Source organism: Nocardia sp. NBC_01388 (assembly GCF_045040085.1).
Taxonomy (GTDB): domain Bacteria; phylum Actinomycetota; class Actinomycetes; order Mycobacteriales; family Mycobacteriaceae; genus Nocardia.
Genome location: NZ_CP109553.1, coordinates 1408932 through 1432858, shown reverse-complemented (window position 1 = coordinate 1432858; position 23927 = coordinate 1408932). Strand labels below are relative to the sequence as shown.

General features: G+C 66.4%; 19 protein-coding genes. 13 read left to right on the top strand and 6 right to left on the bottom strand.

From position 1 onward, the window contains the following. Positions 1–7: 7 nt before the first annotated feature. Entirely contained in the window at positions 8–1006 is a 999-nt protein-coding gene (locus tag OG716_RS06615) for a sugar ABC transporter substrate-binding protein (protein WP_355122535.1), read from the bottom strand. Between the two features lie 16 nt (positions 1007–1022). After that, entirely contained in the window at positions 1023–1940 is a 918-nt protein-coding gene (locus OG716_RS06610) for a TIM barrel protein (protein ID WP_405136808.1), read from the bottom strand. Between the two features lie 232 nt (positions 1941–2172). Between OG716_RS06610 and OG716_RS06605 the strand changes: the two genes are divergently transcribed. Continuing rightward, positions 2173–3177 carry a LacI family DNA-binding transcriptional regulator gene (locus OG716_RS06605; RefSeq protein WP_405136807.1) on the top strand — a complete coding sequence of 335 codons (1005 nt, stop codon included), beginning with the start codon at positions 2173–2175 and terminating at the stop codon, positions 3175–3177. A gap of 33 nt (positions 3178–3210) precedes the next feature. Further along, on the top strand, positions 3211–4221 hold the full coding sequence (locus OG716_RS06600) for a Gfo/Idh/MocA family oxidoreductase (RefSeq protein ID WP_405136806.1): 1011 nt from the start codon (positions 3211–3213) through the stop codon (positions 4219–4221). Positions 4222–4497: 276 nt separating this feature from the next. Here OG716_RS06600 and OG716_RS06595 read toward each other — a convergent pair whose 3' ends face one another. Next, positions 4498–5010 (bottom strand): RICIN domain-containing protein, encoded by a 513-nt coding sequence (locus tag OG716_RS06595; RefSeq protein ID WP_405136805.1) that lies wholly within the window; start codon positions 5008–5010, stop codon positions 4498–4500. A 4-nt stretch (positions 5011–5014) separates the two neighbouring features. Beyond that, positions 5015–5581, bottom strand: coding sequence for a LysE/ArgO family amino acid transporter (locus OG716_RS06590; RefSeq protein ID WP_327146611.1), 567 nt, complete (start codon positions 5579–5581; stop codon positions 5015–5017). A gap of 123 nt (positions 5582–5704) precedes the next feature. Here OG716_RS06590 and OG716_RS06585 point away from each other — a divergent pair, with 123 nt between their 5' ends. The 4 genes from OG716_RS06585 (at position 5705) to OG716_RS06570 (ending at position 9020) form a co-directional block, all read left to right on the top strand. Continuing rightward, a complete protein-coding gene (locus tag OG716_RS06585; RefSeq protein WP_405136804.1) occupies positions 5705–6583 on the top strand; it encodes a LysR family transcriptional regulator ArgP in 879 nt (292 codons plus the stop codon). A 77-nt stretch (positions 6584–6660) separates the two neighbouring features. Continuing rightward, positions 6661–7746 carry an S-(hydroxymethyl)mycothiol dehydrogenase gene (locus OG716_RS06580; RefSeq protein WP_405136803.1) on the top strand — a complete coding sequence of 362 codons (1086 nt, stop codon included), beginning with the start codon at positions 6661–6663 and terminating at the stop codon, positions 7744–7746. Next, positions 7743–8372: an MBL fold metallo-hydrolase gene (locus OG716_RS06575; RefSeq protein ID WP_405139555.1), complete on the top strand. Its 630-nt coding sequence runs from the start codon at positions 7743–7745 to the stop codon at positions 8370–8372. Before OG716_RS06580 ends, OG716_RS06575 begins: the two co-directional genes overlap by 4 nt. Before the next feature lie 111 nt (positions 8373–8483). Then, positions 8484–9020, top strand: coding sequence for a DUF4333 domain-containing protein (locus OG716_RS06570; protein WP_327140243.1), 537 nt, complete (start codon positions 8484–8486; stop codon positions 9018–9020). 10 nt (positions 9021–9030) lie between these two features. Here the strand turns inward: OG716_RS06570 and OG716_RS06565 are convergent, their stop codons facing one another. Continuing rightward, positions 9031–10122: a glutamate--cysteine ligase gene (locus OG716_RS06565; RefSeq protein ID WP_405136802.1), complete on the bottom strand. Its 1092-nt coding sequence runs from the start codon at positions 10120–10122 to the stop codon at positions 9031–9033. Between the two features lie 107 nt (positions 10123–10229). Here OG716_RS06565 and OG716_RS06560 point away from each other — a divergent pair, with 107 nt between their 5' ends. The 7 genes from OG716_RS06560 to OG716_RS06530 all read left to right on the top strand — a co-directional run bounded on the left by OG716_RS06560 (position 10230) and on the right by OG716_RS06530 (position 21971). Continuing rightward, positions 10230–10592, top strand: a complete 363-nt coding sequence (locus tag OG716_RS06560) for a TfoX/Sxy family protein (RefSeq protein ID WP_405136801.1) — start codon at positions 10230–10232, stop codon at positions 10590–10592. Positions 10593–10733: 141 nt separating this feature from the next. After that, complete coding sequence (locus tag OG716_RS06555) at positions 10734–11540, top strand: amino acid-binding protein (RefSeq protein ID WP_405136800.1); 807 nt, start codon at positions 10734–10736, stop codon at positions 11538–11540. A gap of 503 nt (positions 11541–12043) precedes the next feature. Then, positions 12044–13516, top strand: a complete 1473-nt coding sequence (locus tag OG716_RS06550; RefSeq protein ID WP_405136799.1) for an ABC1 kinase family protein — start codon at positions 12044–12046, stop codon at positions 13514–13516. A gap of 168 nt (positions 13517–13684) precedes the next feature. Further along, entirely contained in the window at positions 13685–15322 is a 1638-nt protein-coding gene (locus OG716_RS06545; protein ID WP_405136798.1) for a flavin-containing monooxygenase, read from the top strand. Between the two features lie 26 nt (positions 15323–15348). Beyond that, on the top strand, positions 15349–17925 hold the full coding sequence (locus tag OG716_RS06540) for an SDR family NAD(P)-dependent oxidoreductase (protein ID WP_405136797.1): 2577 nt from the start codon (positions 15349–15351) through the stop codon (positions 17923–17925). Next, positions 17922–19493, top strand: a complete 1572-nt coding sequence (locus OG716_RS06535; protein WP_405136796.1) for a flavin-containing monooxygenase — start codon at positions 17922–17924, stop codon at positions 19491–19493. The genes OG716_RS06540 and OG716_RS06535 overlap by 4 nt, the downstream gene beginning before the upstream one ends. A 180-nt stretch (positions 19494–19673) precedes the next feature. Beyond that, entirely contained in the window at positions 19674–21971 is a 2298-nt protein-coding gene (locus OG716_RS06530; RefSeq protein WP_405136795.1) for a DUF222 domain-containing protein, read from the top strand. Between the two features lie 591 nt (positions 21972–22562). Here OG716_RS06530 and OG716_RS06525 read toward each other — a convergent pair. Next, positions 22563–23903 carry an ABC1 kinase family protein gene (locus OG716_RS06525; RefSeq protein WP_405136794.1) on the bottom strand — a complete coding sequence of 447 codons (1341 nt, stop codon included), beginning with the start codon at positions 23901–23903 and terminating at the stop codon, positions 22563–22565. Positions 23904–23927: the final 24 nt, after the last annotated feature.

Here is a 23927-nt window from a genome sequence, read left to right as displayed (position 1 = left end):
CCGACACTCACCGCGTGCCCTGGGCGACGAGCCCGGCGACGACATCGACATTGGTCTTGTCCACGAAGGCGGGACCGGTCTGCACCGGCAGGCCGCCACCGACGCTATTGAGGTTGGACCGGTACAGCTTCAACATGACCACCGGCAGATAGCCCTGTTCGTACTGCTGCTGATCGATCGCGAACAACAGGGTGCCGGCCCGAATGGCGGCCACCACATCATCATTGAGATCGAAGGTGGCAATGCCCGCCTTCGACTTGGACTCCCGCACCGCATCCACCGCACGGGCGGCGATCTGCGAATTCAGCGTCAGTACCGCGTCGATGGACGGATCCGATTCCAGCGCACCCCGGATGCGTGCCTGCACATCGGTGGGATTGTTGATATCGACCTGCAGGGTGACCGCGGTGCCGAACCCTTGGGTGGCACCCGCGCAGCGTTCGTTCGCGCCGATATTCCCGGCCTCGTGGATCACGCACAGCATCTTGCGTTTTCCGGCGGCCGCGAGCCGCTTGCCCGCCGCCTCACCGGCCTGCCGCTCACTCTGGCCGACATGCCCGATGGCGCCGAACTGGACGCTTTCGGCCTCACCGGAATTGATGGTCACCACCGGGATACCGGCCGAGATCGCCTTCTCCACCGAGGTGCGCAGCGCATCCGGATTGGCCATGGACACCACCAGGCCGTCGACGCCCTGTGCCACCGCATTGTCGATGAGCTTGGCCTGCTGACCCGGATCGCCGGAGGAGTTGTATTCCACGCGGACGCCGAGCTGCTTGCCCGCCGCCTCCGCGCCGTTCTTCACCACATTCCAGAAGGCGTCGCCGGGCGAACCGTGGGTGACCACGGCGACCGTATTCAGCTTGCCGACCTCGACGGGCGCCTGCGCGGGCGTGGTCTGATCGGAACCCGGACCACTGCAGGCCGCCAGGACCGCGGCGGCCGCGATCCAGGGCGCCAGCCGGCGCCAGCGCTTCCCGCCGCTTCGTAAAGATGGGGACCTCATTGTCATCACCTCCCCACTAAATCCGGGTCGGGGTCGATTGGACCCCGATTTCGACCAGGTGTCGCAGACTTCGTGCGGTATCTCGGGTCGGACCGTCCGCGGATTCACCGGGGAGCAGCGCCGTGTCCTGCTCGAGGACGTACCAGCCGTCGTAGCCCGCCGACTGCACCGCATGCACCAGGGCGGCGATATCGACGTCGCCGTCACCCAGCGGGACATAGAGTCCGTCGCGCACGGCCTCGCTGTATTCCATTCGGCCGCAGCGCACTTCGTTCGCGATCTCGAGGCGTACATCCTTGAGGTGGATGTGCCCGATGCGCTCGGGGTACTGCCGGGCCAGCGCCACCGGATCGGTACCGCCGATGGCCAGGTGCCCGGTGTCCAGGCACAGGTCCAGTTCCGAATCGGCGAGAAAGCGCCGCACCTCGGCTTCGTCCTCGATATGCGTGCCGACGTGGGGGTGCAGCGTGACGCGCAGACCGTATTCGGCCGCGATATCGCCGATGGCGGCGACCGTCTCGATCAGGGTCCGCCATTCGTCGTCGGTGAGCGGCATCCGGGAGTTGTACCCGTTCGCGCCCGTGGCCGCGGCGAGTATCAGCACCTCCGCACCGGTGGCCGCGAAGAGTTCGGCGGTCACGCGGGCGGCGGCGAGGGCGGCATCCGGTTCGCGGTGCAACGCCAGCGCCAGGAAGCCGCCGATCGGTGTGATGCCGTGCGCGGCAAGGTGATTGCCCAGCTCGACCGGATCGCCGGGGAGATAACCGGGTGGGCCGAATTCGGTGGCGGTCAGGCCCAGGCTCGCCATGGCCGACAGGACGGTGCCTGAATCGAGGACGTGACCCCAGCCCGGAACTTCGCACACACCCCAGGAGATGGGGGCGGCGGCAATACGCAGGGGGGCGGAACGCAGGGGATGGAGCGGTTCGGTCATCGGCACTTCCCAGACCCGTCGGTAGCCATCATGTACAGGCGCTCCATTGGAGCGCTCCAACAATGTAACCCCAATCACAACTGTGTCAAGAGCCCGGATTGATGCGCAAAGCGGTGTTCCACCTTGCATATTCGGTCTCACCTGGGCCGTTGCGCGTGAGAAATAGTGTCCGAATCATGCGATTAGCGCGCTCTATTGCTGATGGCACTTCGGCACGGTAGCGTCAGGCAGCATGACAGGACCGACCATGGAAGACGTCGCCGCCCGAGCGGGTGTCTCCCGCGCACTGGTCTCACTGGTCATGCGCAATTCCCCCAAGGTGAGCGAGCACCGCCGGCGTGCGGTGCTGCAGGCCGCGCAGGATCTCGGGTATCAGCCGCACCTCATGGCCCGCTCGCTGGCCAGCCGCACCTCGAACATCGTCGGCGTCATGGTGTCCGATCTGCGCAATGCCTTCTTCGCCGATGTGGTCGAGGGCATGGACGAGGCCGCGCAGGACAATGGCCTCGAACTCATTCTCACCACTGGGCGGCGCAGCGCGGATCGGGAGGGCACGGCACTGACCAGCCTGCTGGCCTTTCGGCCGGGCGGGATCATCCTGCTCTCACCGGTCCTGCCGACCGCCTCGATTCGTGATGCGGCACAGCGGTGTCCGGTGGTGCTGGTGTCTCGCGCATCCAGCCTGCCCGAGGTGGACACCGTCAATGACGACGGCGAACTGGGGGCCGCACTGGCGGTCGATCATCTGGTCGCGCTGGGTCATCGGCGGATCGTGCATCTGGACGGCGGCGGCGCCTTCACCGCCGCACCCCGGCGCGAGGGGTACACCGCGGCCATGGTCCGGCACGGGCTGGAACCGATGGTCATCGCCAGCGAGCACACCGACGGGGCCGGGGCGGCGGCGGTCCGAAGCCTCTTGAACCTCTTCTCCCCCAGCAACTTTCCCACCGCACTGGTCTGCGGCAATGACTTCAATGCCGTGGGCGCCATGTCGGCGCTGACCGAGGCCGGACTGCGGGTGCCCGAGGATGTCTCGGTTGTCGGCTACGACAACACCTCACTGGCGGCGCTGCGCCATGTCGCCCTGACCACGATCGACCAGCCTCGCAATCGGATCGGGCAGCTGGCCGTCGCGGCCCTGACCGAACGACTGCGCGGCGGCCGCGTCGAACCGGTGCGCAGCCGCCTCGAACCGAGCCTGGTCGTCCGCTCGACCACGGCCGCACCCCGCGACTGACCCGGGGACACCACCGATTTCGAAGGAGCACACATGTCCACGATCAGACTGGGCCTCGCGGGCACCGGCCGTATCGGCAGCTCCCACGCCGAAACCCTGACCACACTGCCCGGTGTCGATGCGGTGATCGTCGCGGATGCCGATACCGAGCGCGCCCGGGCCACCGCCGGCAAACTCGATATCGAGTACGCAACCGATATCGACGCTCTGCTCGCGGCCGATCTCACCGGGCTGGTGATCAGCACGGCCACCGACTCGCATCCGGAGCTCATTACTGCCGCCGTGGATCGCGGCATCCCCGTCTTCTGCGAAAAGCCCATTGCCGCCGATATTCTCGGCACCCTCGCGGTGGTCGAACGCGTCGCCGGATCGACGGTGCCGGTGCAGATCGGCTTCCAGCGCCGCTTCGACGCCGGCTACCGTGCCGCCCGCGCGGCCGTCGCGTCCGGGGAGCTCGGCTGGGTGCACACGCTGCGCGCCACCACACTCGATCCGGCTCCGCCACCGGCGGAATACATTCCGCGTTCGGGCGGGGTGTTCCGCGATTGCGGCGTCCACGATTTCGACATCATTCGCTGGGTGACCGGGCGCGAGGTGACCGAGGTGTACGCCACCGGAGCCAATCGTGGTGAGCAGATGTTCGCCGATGCGGGCGATGTGGATACGGCCGCGGTGATACTGCGCATGGACGACGGTGCGCTGGCGACGGTTTCGCTGAGCCGCTACAACGGGGCCGGATACGACGTGCGACTGGAGGTGCTCGGCTCACAGGGCAATGCCATTGTGGGACTCGATGATCGCGCGCCGCTGCACTCGGTCGAACCCGGGTATCCGCCCTCGGCACTGCCCGTGTACCCCGGGTTCATGGATCGCTTCCACGGCGCCTATGTCGAGGAGCTCACCACCTTCGTGGGCGTGGCCACCGGACAGGCCGCCAACCCGTGCCCACCCGGTGAGGCATTGCAGGCGTTCTACATTGCCGAGGCCTGTGAACTGTCCCGCCGAGAGGGCCGGCCCGTGCGAATCGCCGAGGTCCGCAGCTAGCGGCGGGTCCGCCCACAACCACCACGCATTTTTGGCATAGCGCGCATTTTTGGCATACCGCGCAATTCTCGGCTGCCGCGCAATCTTCGGCGGCTGCGCAATCTTCGGCGGATGCGCACTCTTTGGTGGCTGCGCACTCTTTGGTGGCTGCGCACTCTTTGGTGGCCGCATAGTATTCGGCGGTCGCGCAGCCTTTGGCGGCCGCGCACCGAAATGCGGCTGTTTATTGCGCGGCGTGCCAAAAGGCATGCCGCGCAATCTCCGCCCGGACGCCGGTTAGGCCGCCGGCACGGTCCAGCGCTGGCCGATACCGTCGCCACAGCTCCGCAACACCAGGCCCGTATTCACCACACCGGGATCACCGGCCGTATCGACGCACAATCCGCTGTGCGCGTTCGAGATGTGTGCGGTCGCACCGTCATAGGCCCAGAACTGCCCGGTGAAGTCCCCGCAGCTGCGCAACACCAGGCCCGTATTCACCACTCCCGGATCACCGTTCGTATCCACGCACAGCCCGCTGGACATGTTCGACACGCGGCCGGACGCGGCATCGAACGTCCAGACCTGCCCGGTGAAGTCACCGCAATCACGCACCTGCAGCCCGGTATTCACCACGGCCGGATCGCCGTTGGTATCCATGCACAGCCCGCTGCGCGGGTTGGCGATCGCACCGTTGGCCTGCGCCGCCGCCGGACCCGCTCCGGCAAGCGTCGCCGCGGGCAGTACGGCGGCGAGGGCCAGCGCGCGGACAAGGGCGGTGCGGAACAGCGGGCGAGGGATTCCAGGCATCGGGCTAGCTTACGAGCAAGCCGATGGCGAGACCCGTCATTACGAGGGCGATGACCGAGTCCAGTACCCGCCAGGCCATCGGCTTGGCGAACAGCGGACCGAGCAGGCGCGCACCGAAACCCAGTGCGATGAACCAGATCATGCTGCCGACCATGGCACCCGCGGCCAGGAACCAGCGGTCCGGAGAAGCGTAGGTGCTGGCGAACGAGCCGAGCAGGACCATGGTGTCGAGATAGGCGTGCGGGTTGAGCCAGGTCACCGCCAAGCAGGTGGCAATCGCCGCGCCCAGGGCGATCGGGGTACCGCCACCGGCGCTCAGGGCCGAGGCGGAGAACGCGCGTTTGGCCGCCAGCGCCGCGTAACCGAGCAGGAAGGCGATGCCCCCGTACTTGGCGAGAGTCAGCACAATCGGCGCGGCGTGCACCACCGCGCCGAAGCCGGCGACGCCGATGGTGATCAGAGCCACGTCCGACAGCGCGCAGACCGCCACCACGGCCAGGACATGCTCGCGGCGGATGCCCTGGCGCAGCACAAAGGCGTTTTGCGCGCCGATCGCCACAATGAGGGACATACCGAAGCCGAGTCCTGAAATGGCCGCCAGGGCCGCCGATGAGACGTTCACCCTCTCGAAACTAGGCGGGCGACCAGCACCAGGCCAGCTAATCATTCTGAAGCACGATTAGAGTTACTTACTATGGATCTGCAGCTCGATCAGCTCCGCGCACTCGATGCGGTCATCAGCGAGGGCACCTTCGAGGCCGCCGCGCGCCGGCTCAGCGTGACGCCGTCGGCAATCAGCCAGCGCATCAAGGCGCTGGAGGATTCCGCCGGGCGGATTCTGGTGCAGCGCACCAAACCGGTGCAGCCCACCGAATCCGGGCTGACCGTGCTGCGGCTGGCCAAGCAGGTCCAGCTGCTGACCAGCGATACCGTGCGGGAACTGGGCGATGAGAATCAGCCCGCCGCGCGCCTGGTCAATATCCCCATCGCGGTCAATGCCGATTCGCTGCAGACCTGGGTCATGTCCGCGCTGGGCCGCGCCGCCGCGGGGGTGACCTTCGAGATCCATCGCGAGGATGAGGAGCACACCACCCGGCTGCTGCGCGACGGCACGGTCATGGCGGCCATCACCTCGACCGCCGCGCCGGTGCAGGGCTGTACGGTCCGGCGGCTCGGGGCCATGCGCTATCGGCCCACGGCGAACGCCGAATTCGCCCGGACCTGGTTCCCCGACGGGCCGACCGCGCAGGCGTTCGCGGTGGCGCCGGTCATTCTGTTCGACCGCAAGGACGATCTGCAGTTCCGGCTCATGCGGCGGTACACGCGCAGGCCCGTGGATCCGCCCCGGCACTACATTCCGTCCTCGGCGGGATTCTCCGATGCCATCCGGTTCGGATTGGGCTGGGGCATGATGCCGGATCTGCAAACCCGTCCCGGCGATAAGCTCGTCCCCCTGGACCGCGCGGTCCACATCGATGTTCCGCTCTACTGGCAGCAGTGGCGACTGGACTCCCCCGCACTCGGTATGGTCGCGGCAACCATTGCCGAAGCCGCGGCGGCGGCGCTGCTCTGACAGCCCACTGCTATGAACGTTCGGTCCGGTGCATGCCATAGTCGATCGAGATTGTGCTTTGCAGAGAAAGGCATTACGTGTCCCAAGTTGTGCGCGGCGTCATCGCACGCTCGAAGAATGCCCCCGTCGAAGTGACCGAGATCGTCATTCCCGACCCCGGACCCGGCGAGGCCGTGGTGCAGGTGCAGGCGTGCGGGGTGTGCCACACCGATCTGCACTATCGCGAGGGCGGTATCAACGACGAATTCCCGTTCCTGCTCGGCCATGAGGCGGCGGGCATCGTGGAATCGGTCGGCGAGGGCGTCACCGATGTGGAGCCCGGCGATTTCGTCATCCTGAACTGGCGTGCAGTGTGCGGCAATTGCCGCGCCTGCCGCAAGGGCAAGCCGTGGTACTGCTTCTCCACTCACAATGCGGCACAGCCGATGACGCTCACCGATGGCACACCGCTCACCCCGGCGCTGGGCATCGGCGCGTTCGCCGAGAAGACCCTCGTCCATGCCGGACAGTGCACCAAGGTGGACCCGACCGCCTCACCGGTCGCGGCCGGCCTGCTGGGCTGCGGTGTGATGGCCGGACTCGGCGCCGCCATCAATACCGGCAATGTGAGCCGCGGCGACAGCGTGGCCGTGATCGGTTGCGGCGGTGTGGGCAATGCCGCCGTGGCGGGCGCCAAGCTGGCGGGTGCGACCACCGTCATCGCCGTCGATATCGATGAGCGGAAGCTGGAGTGGGCCACCGGTTTCGGGGCCACCCACACCGTGAACGCCTCGAAAGAGGATGCGGTGGAGCGGGTTCAGGAACTGACCGGCGGCTTCGGCGCCGATGTGGTGATCGATGCGGTCGGCCGCCCGGAGACCTGGAAGCAGGCGTTCTACGCGCGCGATCTGGCGGGCACCGTGGTGCTGGTCGGCGTGCCGACCCCGGAGATGAAGCTGGAGATGCCGCTCATCGACTTCTTCTCGCGCGGTGGGTCTTTGAAGTCCTCCTGGTACGGCGACTGCCTGCCCTCGCGGGATTTCCCGTATCTGATCGAGCTCTACAAGCAGGGCCGGTTCGATCTGGATGCCTTTGTCACCGAGACCATTTCACTGACCGATATCGAAGCCGCCTTCACCAAGATGCACGACGGTGACGTGCTGCGCTCGGTCGTGGTGTTCTGATGGCGCATATCGATCACGCCACCACCTCGGGCACCTTCAGCCTGGACGGTGAGACCTTCGAGGTCGAGAACAATGTCTGGGTGGTGGGCGACGATCTGGAGTGCGTCATCATCGATGCGCCGCACAGCGTTCCGGCCATTCTGGATGTGGTGGGCACGCGCAAGGTGCGGGCGATTCTGGCCACGCACGCGCACGACGATCACATCCGGGTCGCACCGGAGCTGGCCGCGGCCACCGGTGCGCCGATCCTGCTGCACCCGGAGGATCTGGTGCTGTGGCGGCTGACCCATCCGGAGATCGCGCCGGACGGCGAGCTTTCGGACAAGCAGATCATCGCGGTGGGCGGCACCGAACTGCATGTGCTGCACACGCCGGGCCATGCGCCGGGCGCAGTCTGCTTCCACTCCCCCGATCTGGGTGTGGTTTTCACCGGTGACACGCTGTTCCACGGCGGTCCGGGCGCGACGGGACGGTCCTACTCGGACTACGACACCATCGTCGCCTCGATCGCCGATCGGCTGCTGGCACTGCCGCCGGAGACCCTGGTGCACACCGGTCACGGTGATTCCACCACCATCGGCGCGGAGGCACCGCAACTCGAAGAGTGGCGGGCGCGCGACAACTGACCGTCATATGTAACGTGGTGTGAGCCCGACGCGCCGGGCTCACACCATGTTCACAGTCTTTCCTGGCAAATCCGGCTTATCGCCCAGTTCCGCGACCGGATAATTCCCGCCATGCGAAAAATAGCTGCTGTTATAGCCGTTGCGTCTATCCCGTTGTTCGCCATCGGTTGCTCGTCCAGCCCTGGGTCGGTGAGCAAGAGCGATGTGGAGACCAAGACCGCCGGCGTGTTCCACGACAAATCGCACGAGGACGCGAAATCCACTGTGTGCGACGGCAGTCTGAAGGCCGAGGTCGGCGCCACCCAGCAGTGCACCGTCACCTCGGCCGATAATCAGACCTGGAAGACCACCGCCACGGTGACCAAGGTCGACGGCGACACCGCCTCGTATGACATCGTTTTCGCCGACAAGTTCCTGGGCCCGGACGATATCGCCACCAACGTCTCCAAGTTCTATCAGGACAAGGTCGGCACCGCCCCCACCTCCACCAGCTGCAACGGCCTGCTACGCGGGGCCACCGGCGCCAGCGTCCGCTGCGTGATCACCGAAACCGACGCCACCCGTTGGGGAGTCACGGTCACCGCCACCAATGTCGAGGGTGAGACGGTGAACTACAACATGGTCGTGGACGATCAGCCGATGCCGTAGCGGGTTCGGCTCAGCGGCAGGTGTGGAGGGTGGCCTCGGCTAGTTCCTCGATCACGTCGGATACTTTGCCGCGCAGGTGAAAAGCCTCGAGCTGTCTGCGCGCTCCGTTGCCGCGGGCGAGTAGTGCGGTGAGGGTGTCGTCGACGAAGGCGACATCTCCGAGGTCTTCCAGAGCGGGCCGGACCAGGTCGATGAGCTTCGCCAGCAGATCCTGCATCGGGATGGTCCGGCCGTCTGCGGGGTCGATGGCCGGGCCATCCATGCCCTCGTGGGCCGCGCGCCAATATGCCGCGCGCAGTGTGTCTTCCGCTATCACCGGTGTGACGGCGGAGCGGCGGGCGGTCATGACCGCGGCACGCACCAGGGTGGCCAGGAGGGCGGTTTCCTCCACGGTGGCCGGTACATCGCTGACGCGGACCTCGACGGTGGGGAACGTAACCGACGGGCGCACATCCCAATACACCATTTTGCGGTCCAGGATCACGCCCAGCGACAGCATGGACTCGACCGCGGCGTCGAACTCGACGACCGTGCCGAAGTGCGGTGGCGGCCCGGCGCTCGGCCAGCGCCGCCAGAGAATGTTTCGCCAACTGGCATAACCGGTTTCGTCGCCGTGATAGATGGCGGAGTTGGCGGTCAGCGACAGCAGTAGCGGTAGCCAGGGGCGCAGGAAATTGCTGACCTGCAGTGCCACTTCACGATCGGGCACCGCGACATGGACGTGGCAGCCGCACAAACCCTGTTCCCGGGCGAGCCTGCCGAAGGTCTCGACGACCCGGTGATAGCGGGGTGTGCTGGTATGGGTGAGCAGCTCCTCGGGAAGGGCGGGTGGCACGGCGACTGCCAGCAGTAATGCGTCGTTCTTCTCCGCGCAAGCCGCAGCGCCACGCCGCAATTCGCGCAATTCCTGGAGTAGATCAACCGTATTCGTATGCACCCGGGTGCTGGTTTCCACCTGGCACCGCATGATCTCCAATTGCATATCGATGCCGAAATCCGCAGCGGTGCGGGCGACGTCGGCATTTCTGCCGACAGGCGCGCCGGTACGCGGATCCACGAGGAGAAACTCCTCTTCGACACCCACCGTCGGCGGGGCTTCCACCTGTCATGTGTACCTCATCGCCGCGCGCCTGACACCTGCCGGAATGGTCTGTTTCGTTCCGGTATCCCCGGCGCAAACTTGTCGGTGGACGGGTTCACAATGCAGAGATGGCCTATGACGAAAAGCTTGCCGACCGGATTCGGGACGCGCTGGGACCGGCGCTGCCGGAAGTGGTAGAGAAGAAACTATTCGGCGGATTGGCATTCCTGATCGGCGGCAATATGGCCGTCGCCGCCAGCGGGAGGGGTGGCCTGATGGTGCGGCTCGACCCCGAGAACTACACCGATCTCCTCGTGCCTGGAGCGGTTGAGACCGTGGTCATGGGCGGACGGGAGACGCGCGGCTGGGTACGCGTCACCACCGAGACCGTCGAGGATGACGACTCGCTCATCGAGTGGGTGGAGCGCGGGGTCGCATACGCGGGCAGTCTCCCGGTGAAACCGGCCTCGGGCAAGAGTCGGCGCAAATAGTGTGCGGTGCGGCACACCGAACGAATCCGTGTGGGCCGCTTCACTGAAAATGCCGCTGGCACAGTCATTCTGTCGCTGCGTGTCACCACCTATTTACACCGGAGCACAGCGCGGAAATCTCGGCCCCGCACGCTGGTGAATATGAGGCAAACCGAGGTACATGCCCTGGCATGCGAAGTATGCGGTCGCCTGCCCCATCCTCGTCGCACTCGGCTGACCCTGGCCAAGCTCGCCGCGGTGTTCCCGGTCGAATTGGCGCTGCACGCGCTGGTCATCCATTTCGCTTTGCCATACCTGGTCACCGTCGCGCTGCTGACCATCACCACCACCATTCTCGTCATCTGGGTGGTCGAGCCGGGCGCCATGCGCTACCTGGCCCGCTGGCTGCACGGACCGGAGCTCGATCAGCGGCAGCGTCTGGACAGCGCCGAGTTGCTGTGGCGCATTCGGGTGCGCCTGGACAACACTCCGGGACGCCTGGAACTGCTCGCCAAACAGCTCACGTATCGCCGCGCCAATATCCTCACGGTGCATGTGCACCATCTGGAGGACGGTGTGCTGGACGAGCTGGTGGTCTCCACACCCGCCGATGTCGGGCCGCCGCGGCTGGCCCATGCCATTGCCAAAGCGGGCGGATCGACGGTCGGCATCTGGCCCGCCTCCGCCCTGACCCTGGTCGACGGTCAGACCCGGGCGCTGAGCCTGGCCACCCGGGTGGCCGGCGATCCCGGCGAGCTGCCGCTGGTGATCGCGGAACTGCTGGGCGCGCAGTATGTTTCGGCCGTGGATCCGGAATATGCCCCGGCCGGAACGATTCTGGAGATCTCCGCCGATATCGAAATCGACGCCATGACCTTCGTCCGCCCCGAGGATCCGTTCACCCCGGCCGAAATCGCCCGCGCACATCGGCTCACCGATCTCGCTCGGCTCACCGCCCGTCAGGGCTGATCGGTACCGCCTGTCAGAGCTGATCGGCACCGCCCGTCAGAGCTGATCGGCACCGCCCGTCAGAGCTGATCGGCACCGCCCGTCAGAGCTGATCGGCACCGCCCGTCAGAGCTGATCGGCACCGCCCGTCAGAGCTGATCGGCACCGCCCGTCAGGGCTCACCGGCACCGCCCGTCAGGGCTCACCGGCACCGCCCGTCAGGGCTCACCGGCACCGCCCGTCAGGGCTCACCGGCACCGCCCGTCAGGGCTCACCGGCACCGCCCGTCAGGGCTCACCGGCACCGCCCGTCAGGGCTCACCGGCACCGCCCGTCAGGGCTCACCGGCACCGCCCGTCAGGGCTCACCGGCACCGCCCGTCAGGGCTCACCGGCACCGCCCGTCAGGCCTCACCGGCACCGCATCCAGGGCCGATCCACGCAATCCCGTCAATACGGGCTGCTCGGTTTCACATCGTGGCACACTGCTCCTGGCGCACAGGGCTAGGCGCAAGGGGATGATCGGATGGCGGTTCGGCGCATCGGTGCACAGCGGAGGAGCTCGGGCGACGCGGAACAACAGCACGATATCGGCGGGCATCCGCCAGCGCGACCGGCGGTGCGCGCGGCCAAGCTGGCGGCGCTGCCCATTGCCTTCGCGGGCCGCCGCGCGGCCGGTACCGGCAAACGAGCGCTGGGCAGATCGCCGGGCGAGGTGGATCGGGATATCCGCCTGCGCACCGCGCAGCATTTCTTCGATGTGCTCGGCGAGCTGAAGGGCTTCGCCGCCAAACTGGGTCAGATGCTCGGCATCTACGAACTCGCCCTGCCACCGGAATTGGCCGAGCCGTATCGAATCGCCCTGAGCCGCCTGCAGGATGCGACGCCCGCCATGCTGCCGGCCACGGTGCACGCGGTGCTGGCGGAGGCCTTCGGCCCGCAGTGGCGCACGCAGTTTCGCGAGTTCGACGACCGCCGGGCCGCCTCGGCCACCATCGGCCAGGTACACCGCGCGGTATGGCACGACGGCCGCAGTGTGGCGGTAAAGGTCATGTATCCCGGCGCCCGGGCGGCCGTGCACGCCGATCTCGGGCAATTGCGGCGCATGTCGGGCTTGCTCTCGGTCTTCGTTCCGAATGCCGATGTCCGGGCGGTCACCGATCGGCTGGCCGAATGTGTCAGCGCGGAACTGGATTTCGCGGCCGAGGCGGACAGTCAGCGCGCCTTCGCCGCCGCTTTCGCACGGGATCCGGACTTCCGGGTGCCCGAGGTGGTGACGCAGTGCGGCGACGTCATTGTCAGCGAATGGCTGGACGGCATACCGGTTTCCAGGCTGATCGCCTCCGGCGCGCAATCCGAGCGCGATCGGGTCGGGCTGCTGACACTGCGGTTCGTGCTGTCCTCGGCCGAGCGCACCGGACTGCTCTACTGCGATCCGCATCCCGGGAACTTCCGGGTGCTGCCCGACGGCCGGCTCGGCGTGGTCGATTTCGGCGCGTGCCCGGCCTGGCCGCCGCCGCAGTTCGCGCCGCTGGTCCACGATATTGCCGAGGCGCTGCTCAACGGCGGTGCGGCGGAGCTCGATACGGCCATGCGGCGGCACGGTTTCGCCGACCGGCTGCGGACCTACGATGTGCAGGCGCTAGCCGAGCAGCTGCTTCCCTATGTGGAACTGCTGCGGCAGGAGCACTCTCGAGTGGACCGCGCCTGGCTGAGGCAGCGGGTGCTGGTCGCGATGAACCCCCGGTTGAGCAATGTGCACCGGCAGCTCAGCCTGCCCGCCTACTACACCCCGTTCGCCCGGGCCATGGTCACACTGCTGGGCCTGCTGAGTCAGCTCGAGGTCACCGGACCGCTGCGCGACGAAATACTGCGCTGGTCACCGGAATTAGCCGCGGCAATGGCCCGCTACCACACCCGGGCGGGCGGGCCCGCCGACCTCGCCGCCGCACGAGCACGCCGCGCCGCGGCAGCGAAACGGGATGCGGCCATCGGGTGATTCGCCCGGATTCCCGATAGCTCTTGATCACTGTCCCAGACAGCTCTAGTCTGGAGCGGAGCCCCGCTTCGTGCGGGACGAGTCCACGACGGCCTCGCAACGGGCCGCCGACGACCGGCCGCAGCCACTCGAAAGGCGGTCGGCCGCTTCGCTCTCGAAAGGCCGGACATGGTGGGCAGCGCATCGAATGGAAATCCGTCGGCATCGACGTCCGCTCCGGATCATGAGGTCGCGGTCATCGGCGCGGGGCCCGGCGGAATCGCCGCCGGCGTCAAGCTGAAGAAGGCGGGTGTCACGGATTTCGTGATTATCGAGCGCGCCGACGAGGTGGGCGGCAGCTGGAACGAAAACCATTACCCGGGGTTGGAAGTCGATATCCCGTCACTCGCCTATCAGTACTCGTTCGCACGGAATGCCAAGTGGAGCAGGCTGTTCGCGCCCGGCGCGGAGGTGAAGCAGTACCACATCGACGTCGCTACGCGGTTCGGGCTGTATCCGCATCTGCGGTTCGGCACCAATATCGTCGGCGAGGAGTGGGACGAGGACAACCACTGGTGGAAGCTGCATATCCAAGGCGGCGAGGTCATTACGGCACGCTTTGTGGTCAGCGCGGTGGGTGCGTTTGTCAGTCCGAAGCAGGATCCGGGTATTCCGGGGCTGGAGGACTATCGGGGCAAACTGCAGCGACCCTCGGAGTGGGATCACGATTACGACCTCACCGGTAAACGGGTCGCCATTATCGGCACCGGCGCGAGTTCGGTGCAGATCACACCGTCGATTGCCGGGGCAGTGGGCACCCTCTCGGTATTCCAGCGGACGCCGGTGTGGTGTATCCCCAAGCCCAATCCCAAGATTCCCGATGCGGTGAAGGTGGTCCTGCAGACGCCGGGGCTGCAGGCGGCCACACACGGTGCGGCGCTGGTGGCGGTGGATCTGGTACTGCGGGCCATGTCGAACGCGCCCATGGCGCTGGTGCGGCCGACCATGCGAGCCGTGGACGCGTCGGCCATCGCGGGATACCGGGGGCTGCTGCGCATGATGGTGCGCGACCCGCAGACGCGGGCGGCGCTGACACCGGACTACGGGCCGATCGCCAAGCGGCCCACCGCGAATACCGGCTATCTGCTCAGCTTCAATCGCGACAATGTCGAGCTGGTCACCACGTCGATCGAGCGGTTCACCCCGGGCGGTATCCGCACCACCGACGGCGCCGAACGCGAATTCGACATGGTGGTGCTGGCGACCGGCTACCACGTCTTCTCCGATCCGGAGACCTACACACCGGGCATGGTGGTGGGGCGCGACGGACTGGACCTGGGCAAGTTCTATACCGAACACGGCCTACAGGCGTATGAGAGCGTGGCGCTGCCGGGCCTGCCCAATCGGTGGACGCTGGTCGGGCCGTACTCGTGGTCGGGCAGCGGCTGGCATGCCTTCGTGGAGATGACGGCCGATCATGCGGTGCGGGCCATTTCGGAGGCGCGGCGGCGCGGGGCCACCTTCGTGACGGTCCGGCAGGAGGCACACGACGCCTACCATCGCGCGATCTATCGGCACGGCGCGGCCATGCGGTTCTATCTGGCCGAGCTGAATGCGCATGTGCCGACGTACTACCGGAATTCGCAGGGGGACAGCACGTATATCCGTCCCACCGGATTCTTCGCGGCCCGGCGCGGGCATCGGCGCTTCCCGTTCTCCGACTATCGATTCGACGTATTGCGGCCGCAGCCGATCACCGCCCCGCCGCAGGCCAATGGCGCCAAGCCGAAGCGCACGCGGCGCGCCAAGACCGACAGCCCCGCGTGATCCCTGCTCGACAAGGAAGTTGAGCCATGTTCGAACTACCGAAATCGGTCCGAATCGCGCTGGGCGCAGCCGGTTACGGCATCAGTGATCGCAGGCTGGGGCCGGTGGTCGCGGGCAAGATCATTCTGGTGACCGGTGCGTCCTCGGGTGTCGGGCGCGCCACTGCCCTCCGGTTGGCCGCGAACGGCGCGACAGTGCTGGCGGTCGCACGGCGCGCGCAGCTCCTGGAGGAACTGCGGGCGGAGGCATTCGACTGTCCTGGAACGGTTTACGTCTACCCCGCCGATCTGAGCGATACCGATGCCTGTGCGGAGCTCATCGATCGGGTGCTCGCCGAGCACGGTCGCGTCGATGTGTTCGTGAACAATGCGGGCAAGTCGATTCGCCGCTGGCTCTCGGATTCGCTAAACCGCTGGGACAATTTCGACGACACCGCCAAGGTGAATTACCTGGGCCCGGTGCGTCTGGTGCTGAGCCTGCTGCCGTCCATGCGCGCCCGGCATGAGGGCCACATCGTCAATATCAGCACGGCCGGGGTGCACGCACCGAGTGTCGGCTGGACCGCGTATATCGCCACCAAGGCGGCCTTCAACTCCTGGATGCGCGGCGCCGCACCGGAATTGCGGGCCGACGGCATCACCACCACCGCCGTGCATCTGCAACTGGTGCGCTCGGACATGCTGGGGCCGTTCCGGATGTACCGGTACACGCCGAGCATGTCATCGGAGGAGGCGGCGAGCCTGGTGTGCCGGGCGATCGTGGATCGGCCGCTGGCCATCCGGCCCTGGTGGGAGCGCGCGGCCGCGCCGGTGTCCTACGCGCTGGACAGTTCGCACACCGCGCAGCGAGCCTTGGCTGTGTATGCGAAGGCGGGCAACTGGAACAATCGGCCGACGGATTGGGCCGGGCCGATCGGGCGTGTGGAGCAGGCGGCCAATCTGCTCGATGACGCGGTGACCATTGCGGGCTGGGTGCCGGCGGCCGGAGCATGGACTCTGCTTCCGCCACAGCGGATTCCGCAGCTGCTGCTGTCGCTGTGGGATGGGGCCGGGCCGGCGACGGTGCTGGCGTCCTTCGCAGCGCGGTTTCCCGACCGGCTCGCCCTCATCGACGACAGCGGGTCGGTGACCGCCGCCGAACTGCATCGCCAGGTGCGCCGTCTGGCTGCGGCATTGCGGGCTCGATGGAATATCGGGCGTGGCAGTCGAATCGGGGTGCTGAGCCGCAATCACCGCGGCTTTGTGGTGGCTTGCTTTGCCGCAGCGCGACTCTCGGCTGATCTGGTGCCGCTGAACTACGGGTTCGCGGGGCCGCAGATCGGTGAGGTGCTGGGACGGGAGCACGTGGATCTGCTGCTGTACGACGCCGAATTCCACACCGAGATAGAGAAATCCGGCTATCAGGGACGCCGCGTGCTGGTGCGAGGGTCTGCCGCTGGGCTGCCGACTGTCGAGGAGCTGGTTGCCGAGGGAGGTCCTCCGGTGCGCACTCCGGCATATGGCGGCTCGGTCGTGCTGCTGACCGGCGGCACCACGGGTGTGCCCAAGGGCGCTCCCCGGCAACTCGGTGTGCGAGAGGCCATTCCCCTGATCGCCGGGCTGCACCCGCGCATGGTGCTGGCCATCGGGGATCTGGCCAAGATCGCGCCGATTCCGCGGTTGGGCAATCCGATGGTCATCGCACCGCCGCTGCATCACGCCTACGGGTTCGGGGCGCTGCTACTGGCCTTCCTGACCGGTTCCACCGCCGTCGTACACGAGCGGTTCGAGGCCGAGCAGACGCTGGCCGATATCGAACGCCACAGCGTGCGGATCGCCTGCCTGGTGCCGACCATGGTGAAACGCATTATGGAGTTGCCCGCCGACGTGCGGCAGAACTACCACACCGAAACCTTGCAGATGGTGTTGTGCGGGGCCGCACCCATGCCACCGTGGCTGGCGGTCGCGTTCATGGACGAGTTCGGTGATGTGCTGTTCAACGGTTACGGATCCACCGAATCCGGTGCGGGCGCCGTGGCCACGCCCGCGGATCTGCGCGCCGCGCCGGGCACGGTCGGCAAGCCACCGACCGGCTTCGTGGATATCCGGATCGTCGACGAGCAGGGCCGCGAGGTCCCCGCCGGAACCACCGGACGCATTGTCAACAAGAACCCCACCATGTTCCGTGGTTACAGCGACGGCGAGCAGCGGGCCATGGTCGAAAAGTACATGGACACCGGCGATGTCGGGCATCTCGATACCGAGGGACGCCTGTTCATCGAAGGTCGCTCCGACGACATGATCGTCTCCGGTGGCGAGAACGTCTTCCCGCAGGAGGTGGAGACCGTACTCCTGGCGCATCCGGCTCTCGCCGATGCCGGAGCCGTCGGCGTGCCCGATGACGATTTCGGGCAGCGGCTGGCCGCGGCGGTAGTCCTGCAGAACGGCGCGTCTGTCACCGCGGACGAGCTGAAACAGCACATCAAATCCACACTCGCCAACTACAAAGTGCCGCGCGACATCGTCTTCGTGACCGAGCTCCCCCGCACCACCGCGGGAAAGCTGCGCCGGCAACAACTTCCGGAGATCATCTCCGAATCACAGGACGCGAGGCCCCAGTCATGAACTACACCAACGGTTCCCCCTTCTCCCCCACCTACGAGGTAGCCGTCATCGGCGCGGGTCTCGGCGGCATCGGCGCGGGCGTGGCATTGCGCAAGGCCGGCGTCGAGAACTTCGTCATCATCGACAAATGGTCCCGAGTAGGCGGAACCTGGCTGGCGAATACGTATCCCGGTGTGGCCGTGGATGTTCCGTCGCCGGTGTACAACTTCTCGTTCCAGCAGCGGTCGAAGTGGTCGCGGTTCTTCGCGCCGGGTGAGGAGATTCAGCGGTACGCCGAAGAAGTCGTCGACAAGCAAGGGCTGCGCGCCAAGCTGCGGCTCGGATCGGGGGCCGCCAAGGGTGTGTTCGACGAGGTCAACGATCTGTGGCGGGTCACGCTGGAGGACGGCACGGTGATTACCGCGCGGTTCGTGATCGGTGCGGTGGGCGGGCTGGAGCAGCCGCACAATCCGGAGATTGCCGGAATCGAGGATTTCCGGGGCAAGCTCATGCACAGCTCTCGCTGGGATCACGAGTACGACTATCGGGGTAAGCGGGTGGCGGTGATCGGCACCGGGGCCAGTGCTTTGCAGCTGATTCCCGAGCTGGCCAAAGATGTTGCGCACCTGACGGTGTACCAGCGGCGCGCCATCTGGATCGCGCCGAAACCGGACTTCCGGATGGGGCCTGTGCTCAACTCGGTGCTCAACTTCGCGCCGGTGCAGCAGACGGTGCGATTCGTCGGCAATGTGGGCGTGAATGCCGGGCTCGGTGCAGGGTTGGCGGTATCGGCTTATCCTCGGCTTACGTCTGTCGGTCTCACCGTGGGCGAAACTGCGCTCAAGAGCTACCTTTTCGCCCAGGTGCGCGACCCGAAGTTGCGGGAGAAGCTCACCCCCGACTATCGGCTCGGCTGCAAACGGCCATCGGTGTCCAACTCCTACTTCCGGACCTTTACGCAGCCGCATGTGGATCTGATCACCGACGGGATTCAACGGTTCACCCCGACGGGGATCATCACCGCCGACGGGACCTCACAGGACTTCGACATGGTGGTACTGGCCACCGGATTCAAGGTCATGGAGAAGGGGTACACGCCGCCGTATCCGATCTATGGCCGGGGCGGCGTGGAACTCGGGGAGTTCTGGGATGCCAACCGATTCCAGGCATACCAAGGGGTTTCGGTGCCGCGGTTTCCGAATGCGTTCCTGATCGTGGGGCCGTACGCATACGCGCCCGGGTCGTATATTCCGCTGATCGAGTCGACATCCGCACACGCGGCTCGGGTGATCTCCGAGGCTGGGAAGCGCGGGGCTACCTGCGTCGAGGTGCGGCAGGAGCCGCACGATCGGTATTTCGCCCGGATGGACAAGAGAGCCAAGAAGACTCACCTCTTCAGCCAGGGGTGCGCTACCTCCAATACGTATTACATCAACTATCAGGGCGATGGGGCGGCATTCCGGCCTTCGACGCAGCTCGAGATGTACTGGGAAAATAGGCATTTTCCGTTGGATGACTATGAGTTCACTGCTGCGCGGACGGTGCGTGCACGGGGGGATGAGAACCGAGTGGCCGCCCCTGTGGTCTGACAAGGGCAAAAAAACGAAAAAACAAAGACTCCTGGACGAGAAGAAGAGAAAACGGCAAAAGAACAAGACGGAAAAGAACACGAGGCGCGAAAGAGGCTGGTCGGTCCGCCAGTCTGAATATTCTTATATCACAACACGATTCGCCTTTCCCGGCCTATGCTGCGGCGGTAGAATAGGGGAATGAATTCAGGGGGAGAATCCGCGAATACCGGCAGTGCCCGTGCACTGTCGGTGGCGGTCGATCACCTCCTGAACGCTTGCCTGGTTCCGTTGCAGGATGATGAATTCATTGCGGTGATGCGGGAAGTGGAAACGTGTAAACGCAAACTCGAAGCCGTGCAGACCCGGTTCGTGGTGGAGACCACCAGCCGTGGGTTGGCTCAGCGTGGTGGTGTCGCGTCTGCGAAGGTGTTCCTGCGTCAAACCCTGGGTATCTCGCGCGCTGATGCCGCGTCCCGGGTGAGTATCGCGGTGGAGACCGGTCCGCGCATCGTCTCGGGTGTGGAACTCGAACCGACCCTCGCGCATGTGGCTGCCGCGCATCGCGAGGGGGTGATCGGTGTGGATCATGTGCGTCGGATCATGACGGTGATGAACCGTTTGCCCGGCAGCCTCGACGCCGACGTGCGCGAGGCCACGGAGTTGCAGTTGACCGAGTTCGCGCCCACCGGTTACCCGGAAGGGTTGCCCGTCATGGGCGAAGTGCTGCTCGCGGGTCTGGATCCGGACGGGAAATTGAGTTCGGAGGCGGATCGGGACCGGATGCGCGGGCTGACCCTCGGTGCCGAGCGCGCTGATGGGATGTCGCCGTGGAACGGGGAGATCAACCGCAAGCTGCGGTCGGTCCTCGAGCCGGTGTTCGCCAAGCTCGCCCGCCCCGGTATGTGCAACCCGAAGGACCCGCAGAGTCCGTGGGTGTCGGACCACAAGCTCAGTTCGCAGGAGTTGGCGGCGTGTGTCGAGCGTGATATGCGTTCTCCGGCGCAGCGTAATCATGATGCGTTGCTGGCGTTTTTGCGGCCGGAGTTCGGTGGCCCGGCCAAGCTGGGTAAGCATCGTGGCCTGCCGGTGTCGGTGATCGTGACGATGAGTGTGGCCGATCTGGAAGCCGAAGCCGGTGTGGCCACGACCGCCTCGGGTGGGATCGTGTCGATCCCGGAAGCCTTGGAGTTGGCGGTGCAGTCGAACAAGTATCTGGCGGTGTTGAATCCGGTGGGATTGCCCCTGTATCTGGGTCGGGGTGAGCGGTCGGCGGATCTGGAGCACACCCGCAGTTCCTCGGGTATCGAGAGCGGCCTCGCGGGTGAGTCCCGTTCGGGGAGCCCCGATCCCGGTGCTCGTTGCGTCGGTGCCGAGCCTGGTTCGCGGGCCGGTGGTTCCGGCCACGACCTGTGCTTGTTCGGCACCGAGCGCGAGTCCCGTTCGGGGAGCTTCGATCCCGGAGAGCACGGCGCTCGTTCGGTCGGTGCCGAGCCTGGTTCGCGGGCAGGTGGTTCCGGCCACGACCCGTGCTCGTTCGGCACCGAGTGTGAGTCCTGCTCGACCAACCTCGACCACGACTCCCACTCCTCGGGTATCGAGTGGTGCACTGAGCGCGAGTCTCGTTCGGGGAGCTTCGATCCCGGTGCTCGTTGCGTCGGTGCCGAGCGTGTTTCGCGGGCCGGTGGTTCCGGCCACGACCTGTGCTTGTTCGGCGACGAAGGCGATTCCGTGTCGGCGGGGGTCAGCGCTGGTACTGGCCCTGCCGATCCCGAGTTCGGTACACGTCCGGCCGGTTCCGCCGACGACCTCCGCTCGTCCGGTACCGAGCACGAGTCCCGGTCGGCCACCCTCGAGTCCCGCTCGGCCACCCTCGAGTCCCGCTCGGCCACCCTCGAGTCCCGCTCGGCCACCCCCGAGTCCCGCTCGGCCACCCTCGGTGACCGTGCGCGGCCCACCAGCCCCAAGCGTGGTTCGCGGACAGGCGGTATCAACTACGACCCGAACGCATCCGGCAGCGATGATGAGTCCGGGGCGGTGAGCCCCGTCAACGGTGCTCGGCCCGCGTGCTTGGTGTTCGGTCCGCGAACCTTCGGTGCCGACCCGGTTCCCCGGCTGGCCAGCCCCGCTCAACGACTGGCGCTCATCGCCTCCGAAAAAGGCTGTACCCGGCCCGGGTGTGACGCCCCGGCGACGATGTGCGCGGTGCACCACATCACCGAATGGGCCCAGGGTGGGCCCACCGATATCGACAACCTCACCCTCGCATGCGATCACTGCCATGCCCAAGTGCACGACGGGCCCGGAGGATGGAAAACCGTGGTCATGGGACCGGACTCGCAGTTCGCGGGGCGGACCGGATGGATCGGGCCCCCGCACATCAACCCGACCGGAGAACCACAGGTCAACCACCTGCATCATCCGTTGGAGCTGAAAGCTGCTGCCCTGGCGCGGATCCGGGCCCGCAACGAACGAGAATGGCAACACAACCGGCAATAGGCCGCCACCTACCCGCCAAACACCTGTTCCACCGCCGGGGCTCCTGCCCGCCGGTGCTACAGGTCATTGTGCGGGAGGGTATTTCGGGTTCTCGGTCTTCGGGTCCTTGGTCTTTCGGGTTTTGTCTTTTCGGGTTTCGTCTCTGAAACCGGACCACAGCCGGTCGACTCTGCTGGTACCGCAGGGTCTTCCGGTAACCGCGGAAGGTAAACCGGGTACCTCTCCCGACGCCACCAGCACGGCCATCCCGGGCCCTGCCCGCACCCCGGTGACCCACCACCACCTCTCGACGCACGCAACCCAGGTGCACCGGCCTCATCTCGGCCTCGAATCCCCCTCAAGCCGGGCACCGCCCAGCCCTTCCCGACCGCACAGCAGGTGTCCACACAGCACAGACCCCATAACCGCTGTGCCGCGCAGAGACCCGCTGGTCCCTCGCGAGTTGCCGAGGTCTTCGACGCCGAAACGGTCAGTGCACCTGGGATTTCCAGCCTTCGGGGCTACGGGCCACTACCCCGACTCGGCTCCTCAGCGTCTCCCATGGTTCCCACGCTCCTTCTTGCTCTGCGGTACACCTGGGGAGCGATACCTTTACGACGCCGCGGACTCGCTATCTACGAATCCCGGAATCCACTTCTCGGCCAACGCAATGAACGGGCCCTCGGCATCGAGTTGAGCGCATATCCCTACTACTCCCCCGAGAACCCTTCCGAGCATCGCGTATTCGGGCCGGTCGGCGGGTGCGCGCATGGCGCGAGCATTGATGAGGGAGATGTTCTCGGGCTCTAGTGAGCGGGCTACCTCCTCCTGGAGGAAGGCGCGGGTGAAGTGGAAGTCGTGGCCGTTGATCTGGGTGAGGATGGGGGTGATGCGGCGCTGGAGGGGAGGTATTTCGATGGGGGCGCCGGGCTTCACGAAGCCCTCCTCTCGAAGGACCTGCTCCATACCCACGTAGTCCTCGGTCAGTGCGCAGCGGGCCAATCGACCTACGGCGCGGGGAATTCCGTTCGGAGTCGAGGCGCATGCGCCGAAGTCGATGATGCCTAGGCGGTTGTCCGGGCGCAGTTGGAAGTTTCCCGGATGCGGGTCGCAGTGCAGTAGACCGACGCGGGAGGGTGAGCAGAGGGCGAACTCGGCGAGCAGGAGTCCGGTGCGATTGCGTTCTGGGCGAGCACCATTGGCGATTATGCGGGACAGCGGCACGCCGTCCATCCATTCGGAGACCAGGACCTTGGGTGCGGCGGCCACCACGCGGGGGATGAAGAATTGCGGGTCGCCGGCGAAGGCCATGGCGAAGCGGCGCTGGTAGGCGGCTTCGATGCGGTAGTCGAGTTCGTCGTCGGTGCGGGCCAGGAACTCTTCGATGAGCTGGCGCGCATTGGTTCCGGCGAGCAGGGTGTTGAAGGCGCCCGAAACCATCTGCAGCATTTTGAGATCCGCGCGTAGCGACTCCTCCGCCTCCGGATACTGCACCTTCACCGCGACTTCGCGGCCGTCGTGCCAGACCGCCCTGTGCACCTGGCCGATGCTGGCCGCGGCAACGGGCTGGTCTTCGAAGTGCAGGAAGCGCTTGCGCCAGGCCGTGCCCAGTTGCAGGTCGAGCATGCGGTGGGTGTCGGCCACCGGCATGGGCGGGGCCTCCTGCTGCAATCGGGTGAGCGCCTCACGGAAGTGGTCGGCGAAGCGCGGGGGCACGGCCGCCTCGGCGACGCTGAGGGCCTGGCCCAGCTTCATGGCACCGCCCTTGAGCTCACCCAGCACCGCGAAGACCTGATCCGCCGCGGCATCGAGCATCTCCTCGGTAATGCTGCCGCGTTCCGCGCCCGACAGCAGTCCGCGCCCGGTGGCGGCCACGCGCTGCGCCATGAGCATCGCGGGAATGCTCGCCACCTTGGCCATGCGGGCGATGCCTTTTCTTCTCAGTCCGGCCACGTTGCCGATCCTTTCCTCCGGCGC

What these genes read in the sequence shown, in the direction of transcription:
- OG716_RS06615 (WP_355122535.1), bottom strand. Translation starts at nt 1,006, where the DNA reads ATGAGGTCCCCATCTTTACGAAGCGGCGGGAAGCGCTGGCGCCGGCTG.
- OG716_RS06610 (WP_405136808.1), bottom strand. Translation starts at nt 1,940, where the DNA reads ATGACCGAACCGCTCCATCCCCTGCGTTCCGCCCCCCTGCGTATTGCC.
- OG716_RS06605 (WP_405136807.1), top strand. Translation starts at nt 2,173, where the DNA reads ATGACAGGACCGACCATGGAAGACGTCGCCGCCCGAGCGGGTGTCTCC.
- OG716_RS06600 (WP_405136806.1), top strand. Translation starts at nt 3,211, where the DNA reads ATGTCCACGATCAGACTGGGCCTCGCGGGCACCGGCCGTATCGGCAGC.
- OG716_RS06595 (WP_405136805.1), bottom strand. Translation starts at nt 5,010, where the DNA reads ATGCCTGGAATCCCTCGCCCGCTGTTCCGCACCGCCCTTGTCCGCGCG.
- OG716_RS06590 (WP_327146611.1), bottom strand. Translation starts at nt 5,581, where the DNA reads ATGTCCCTCATTGTGGCGATCGGCGCGCAAAACGCCTTTGTGCTGCGC.
- OG716_RS06585 (WP_405136804.1), top strand. Translation starts at nt 5,705, where the DNA reads ATGGATCTGCAGCTCGATCAGCTCCGCGCACTCGATGCGGTCATCAGC.
- OG716_RS06570 (WP_327140243.1), top strand. Translation starts at nt 8,484, where the DNA reads ATGCGAAAAATAGCTGCTGTTATAGCCGTTGCGTCTATCCCGTTGTTC.
- OG716_RS06560 (WP_405136801.1), top strand. Translation starts at nt 10,230, where the DNA reads ATGGCCTATGACGAAAAGCTTGCCGACCGGATTCGGGACGCGCTGGGA.
- OG716_RS06555 (WP_405136800.1), top strand. Translation starts at nt 10,734, where the DNA reads ATGAGGCAAACCGAGGTACATGCCCTGGCATGCGAAGTATGCGGTCGC.
- OG716_RS06550 (WP_405136799.1), top strand. Translation starts at nt 12,044, where the DNA reads ATGGCGGTTCGGCGCATCGGTGCACAGCGGAGGAGCTCGGGCGACGCG.
- OG716_RS06545 (WP_405136798.1), top strand. Translation starts at nt 13,685, where the DNA reads ATGGTGGGCAGCGCATCGAATGGAAATCCGTCGGCATCGACGTCCGCT.
- OG716_RS06540 (WP_405136797.1), top strand. Translation starts at nt 15,349, where the DNA reads ATGTTCGAACTACCGAAATCGGTCCGAATCGCGCTGGGCGCAGCCGGT.
- OG716_RS06535 (WP_405136796.1), top strand. Translation starts at nt 17,922, where the DNA reads ATGAACTACACCAACGGTTCCCCCTTCTCCCCCACCTACGAGGTAGCC.
- OG716_RS06530 (WP_405136795.1), top strand. Translation starts at nt 19,674, where the DNA reads ATGAATTCAGGGGGAGAATCCGCGAATACCGGCAGTGCCCGTGCACTG.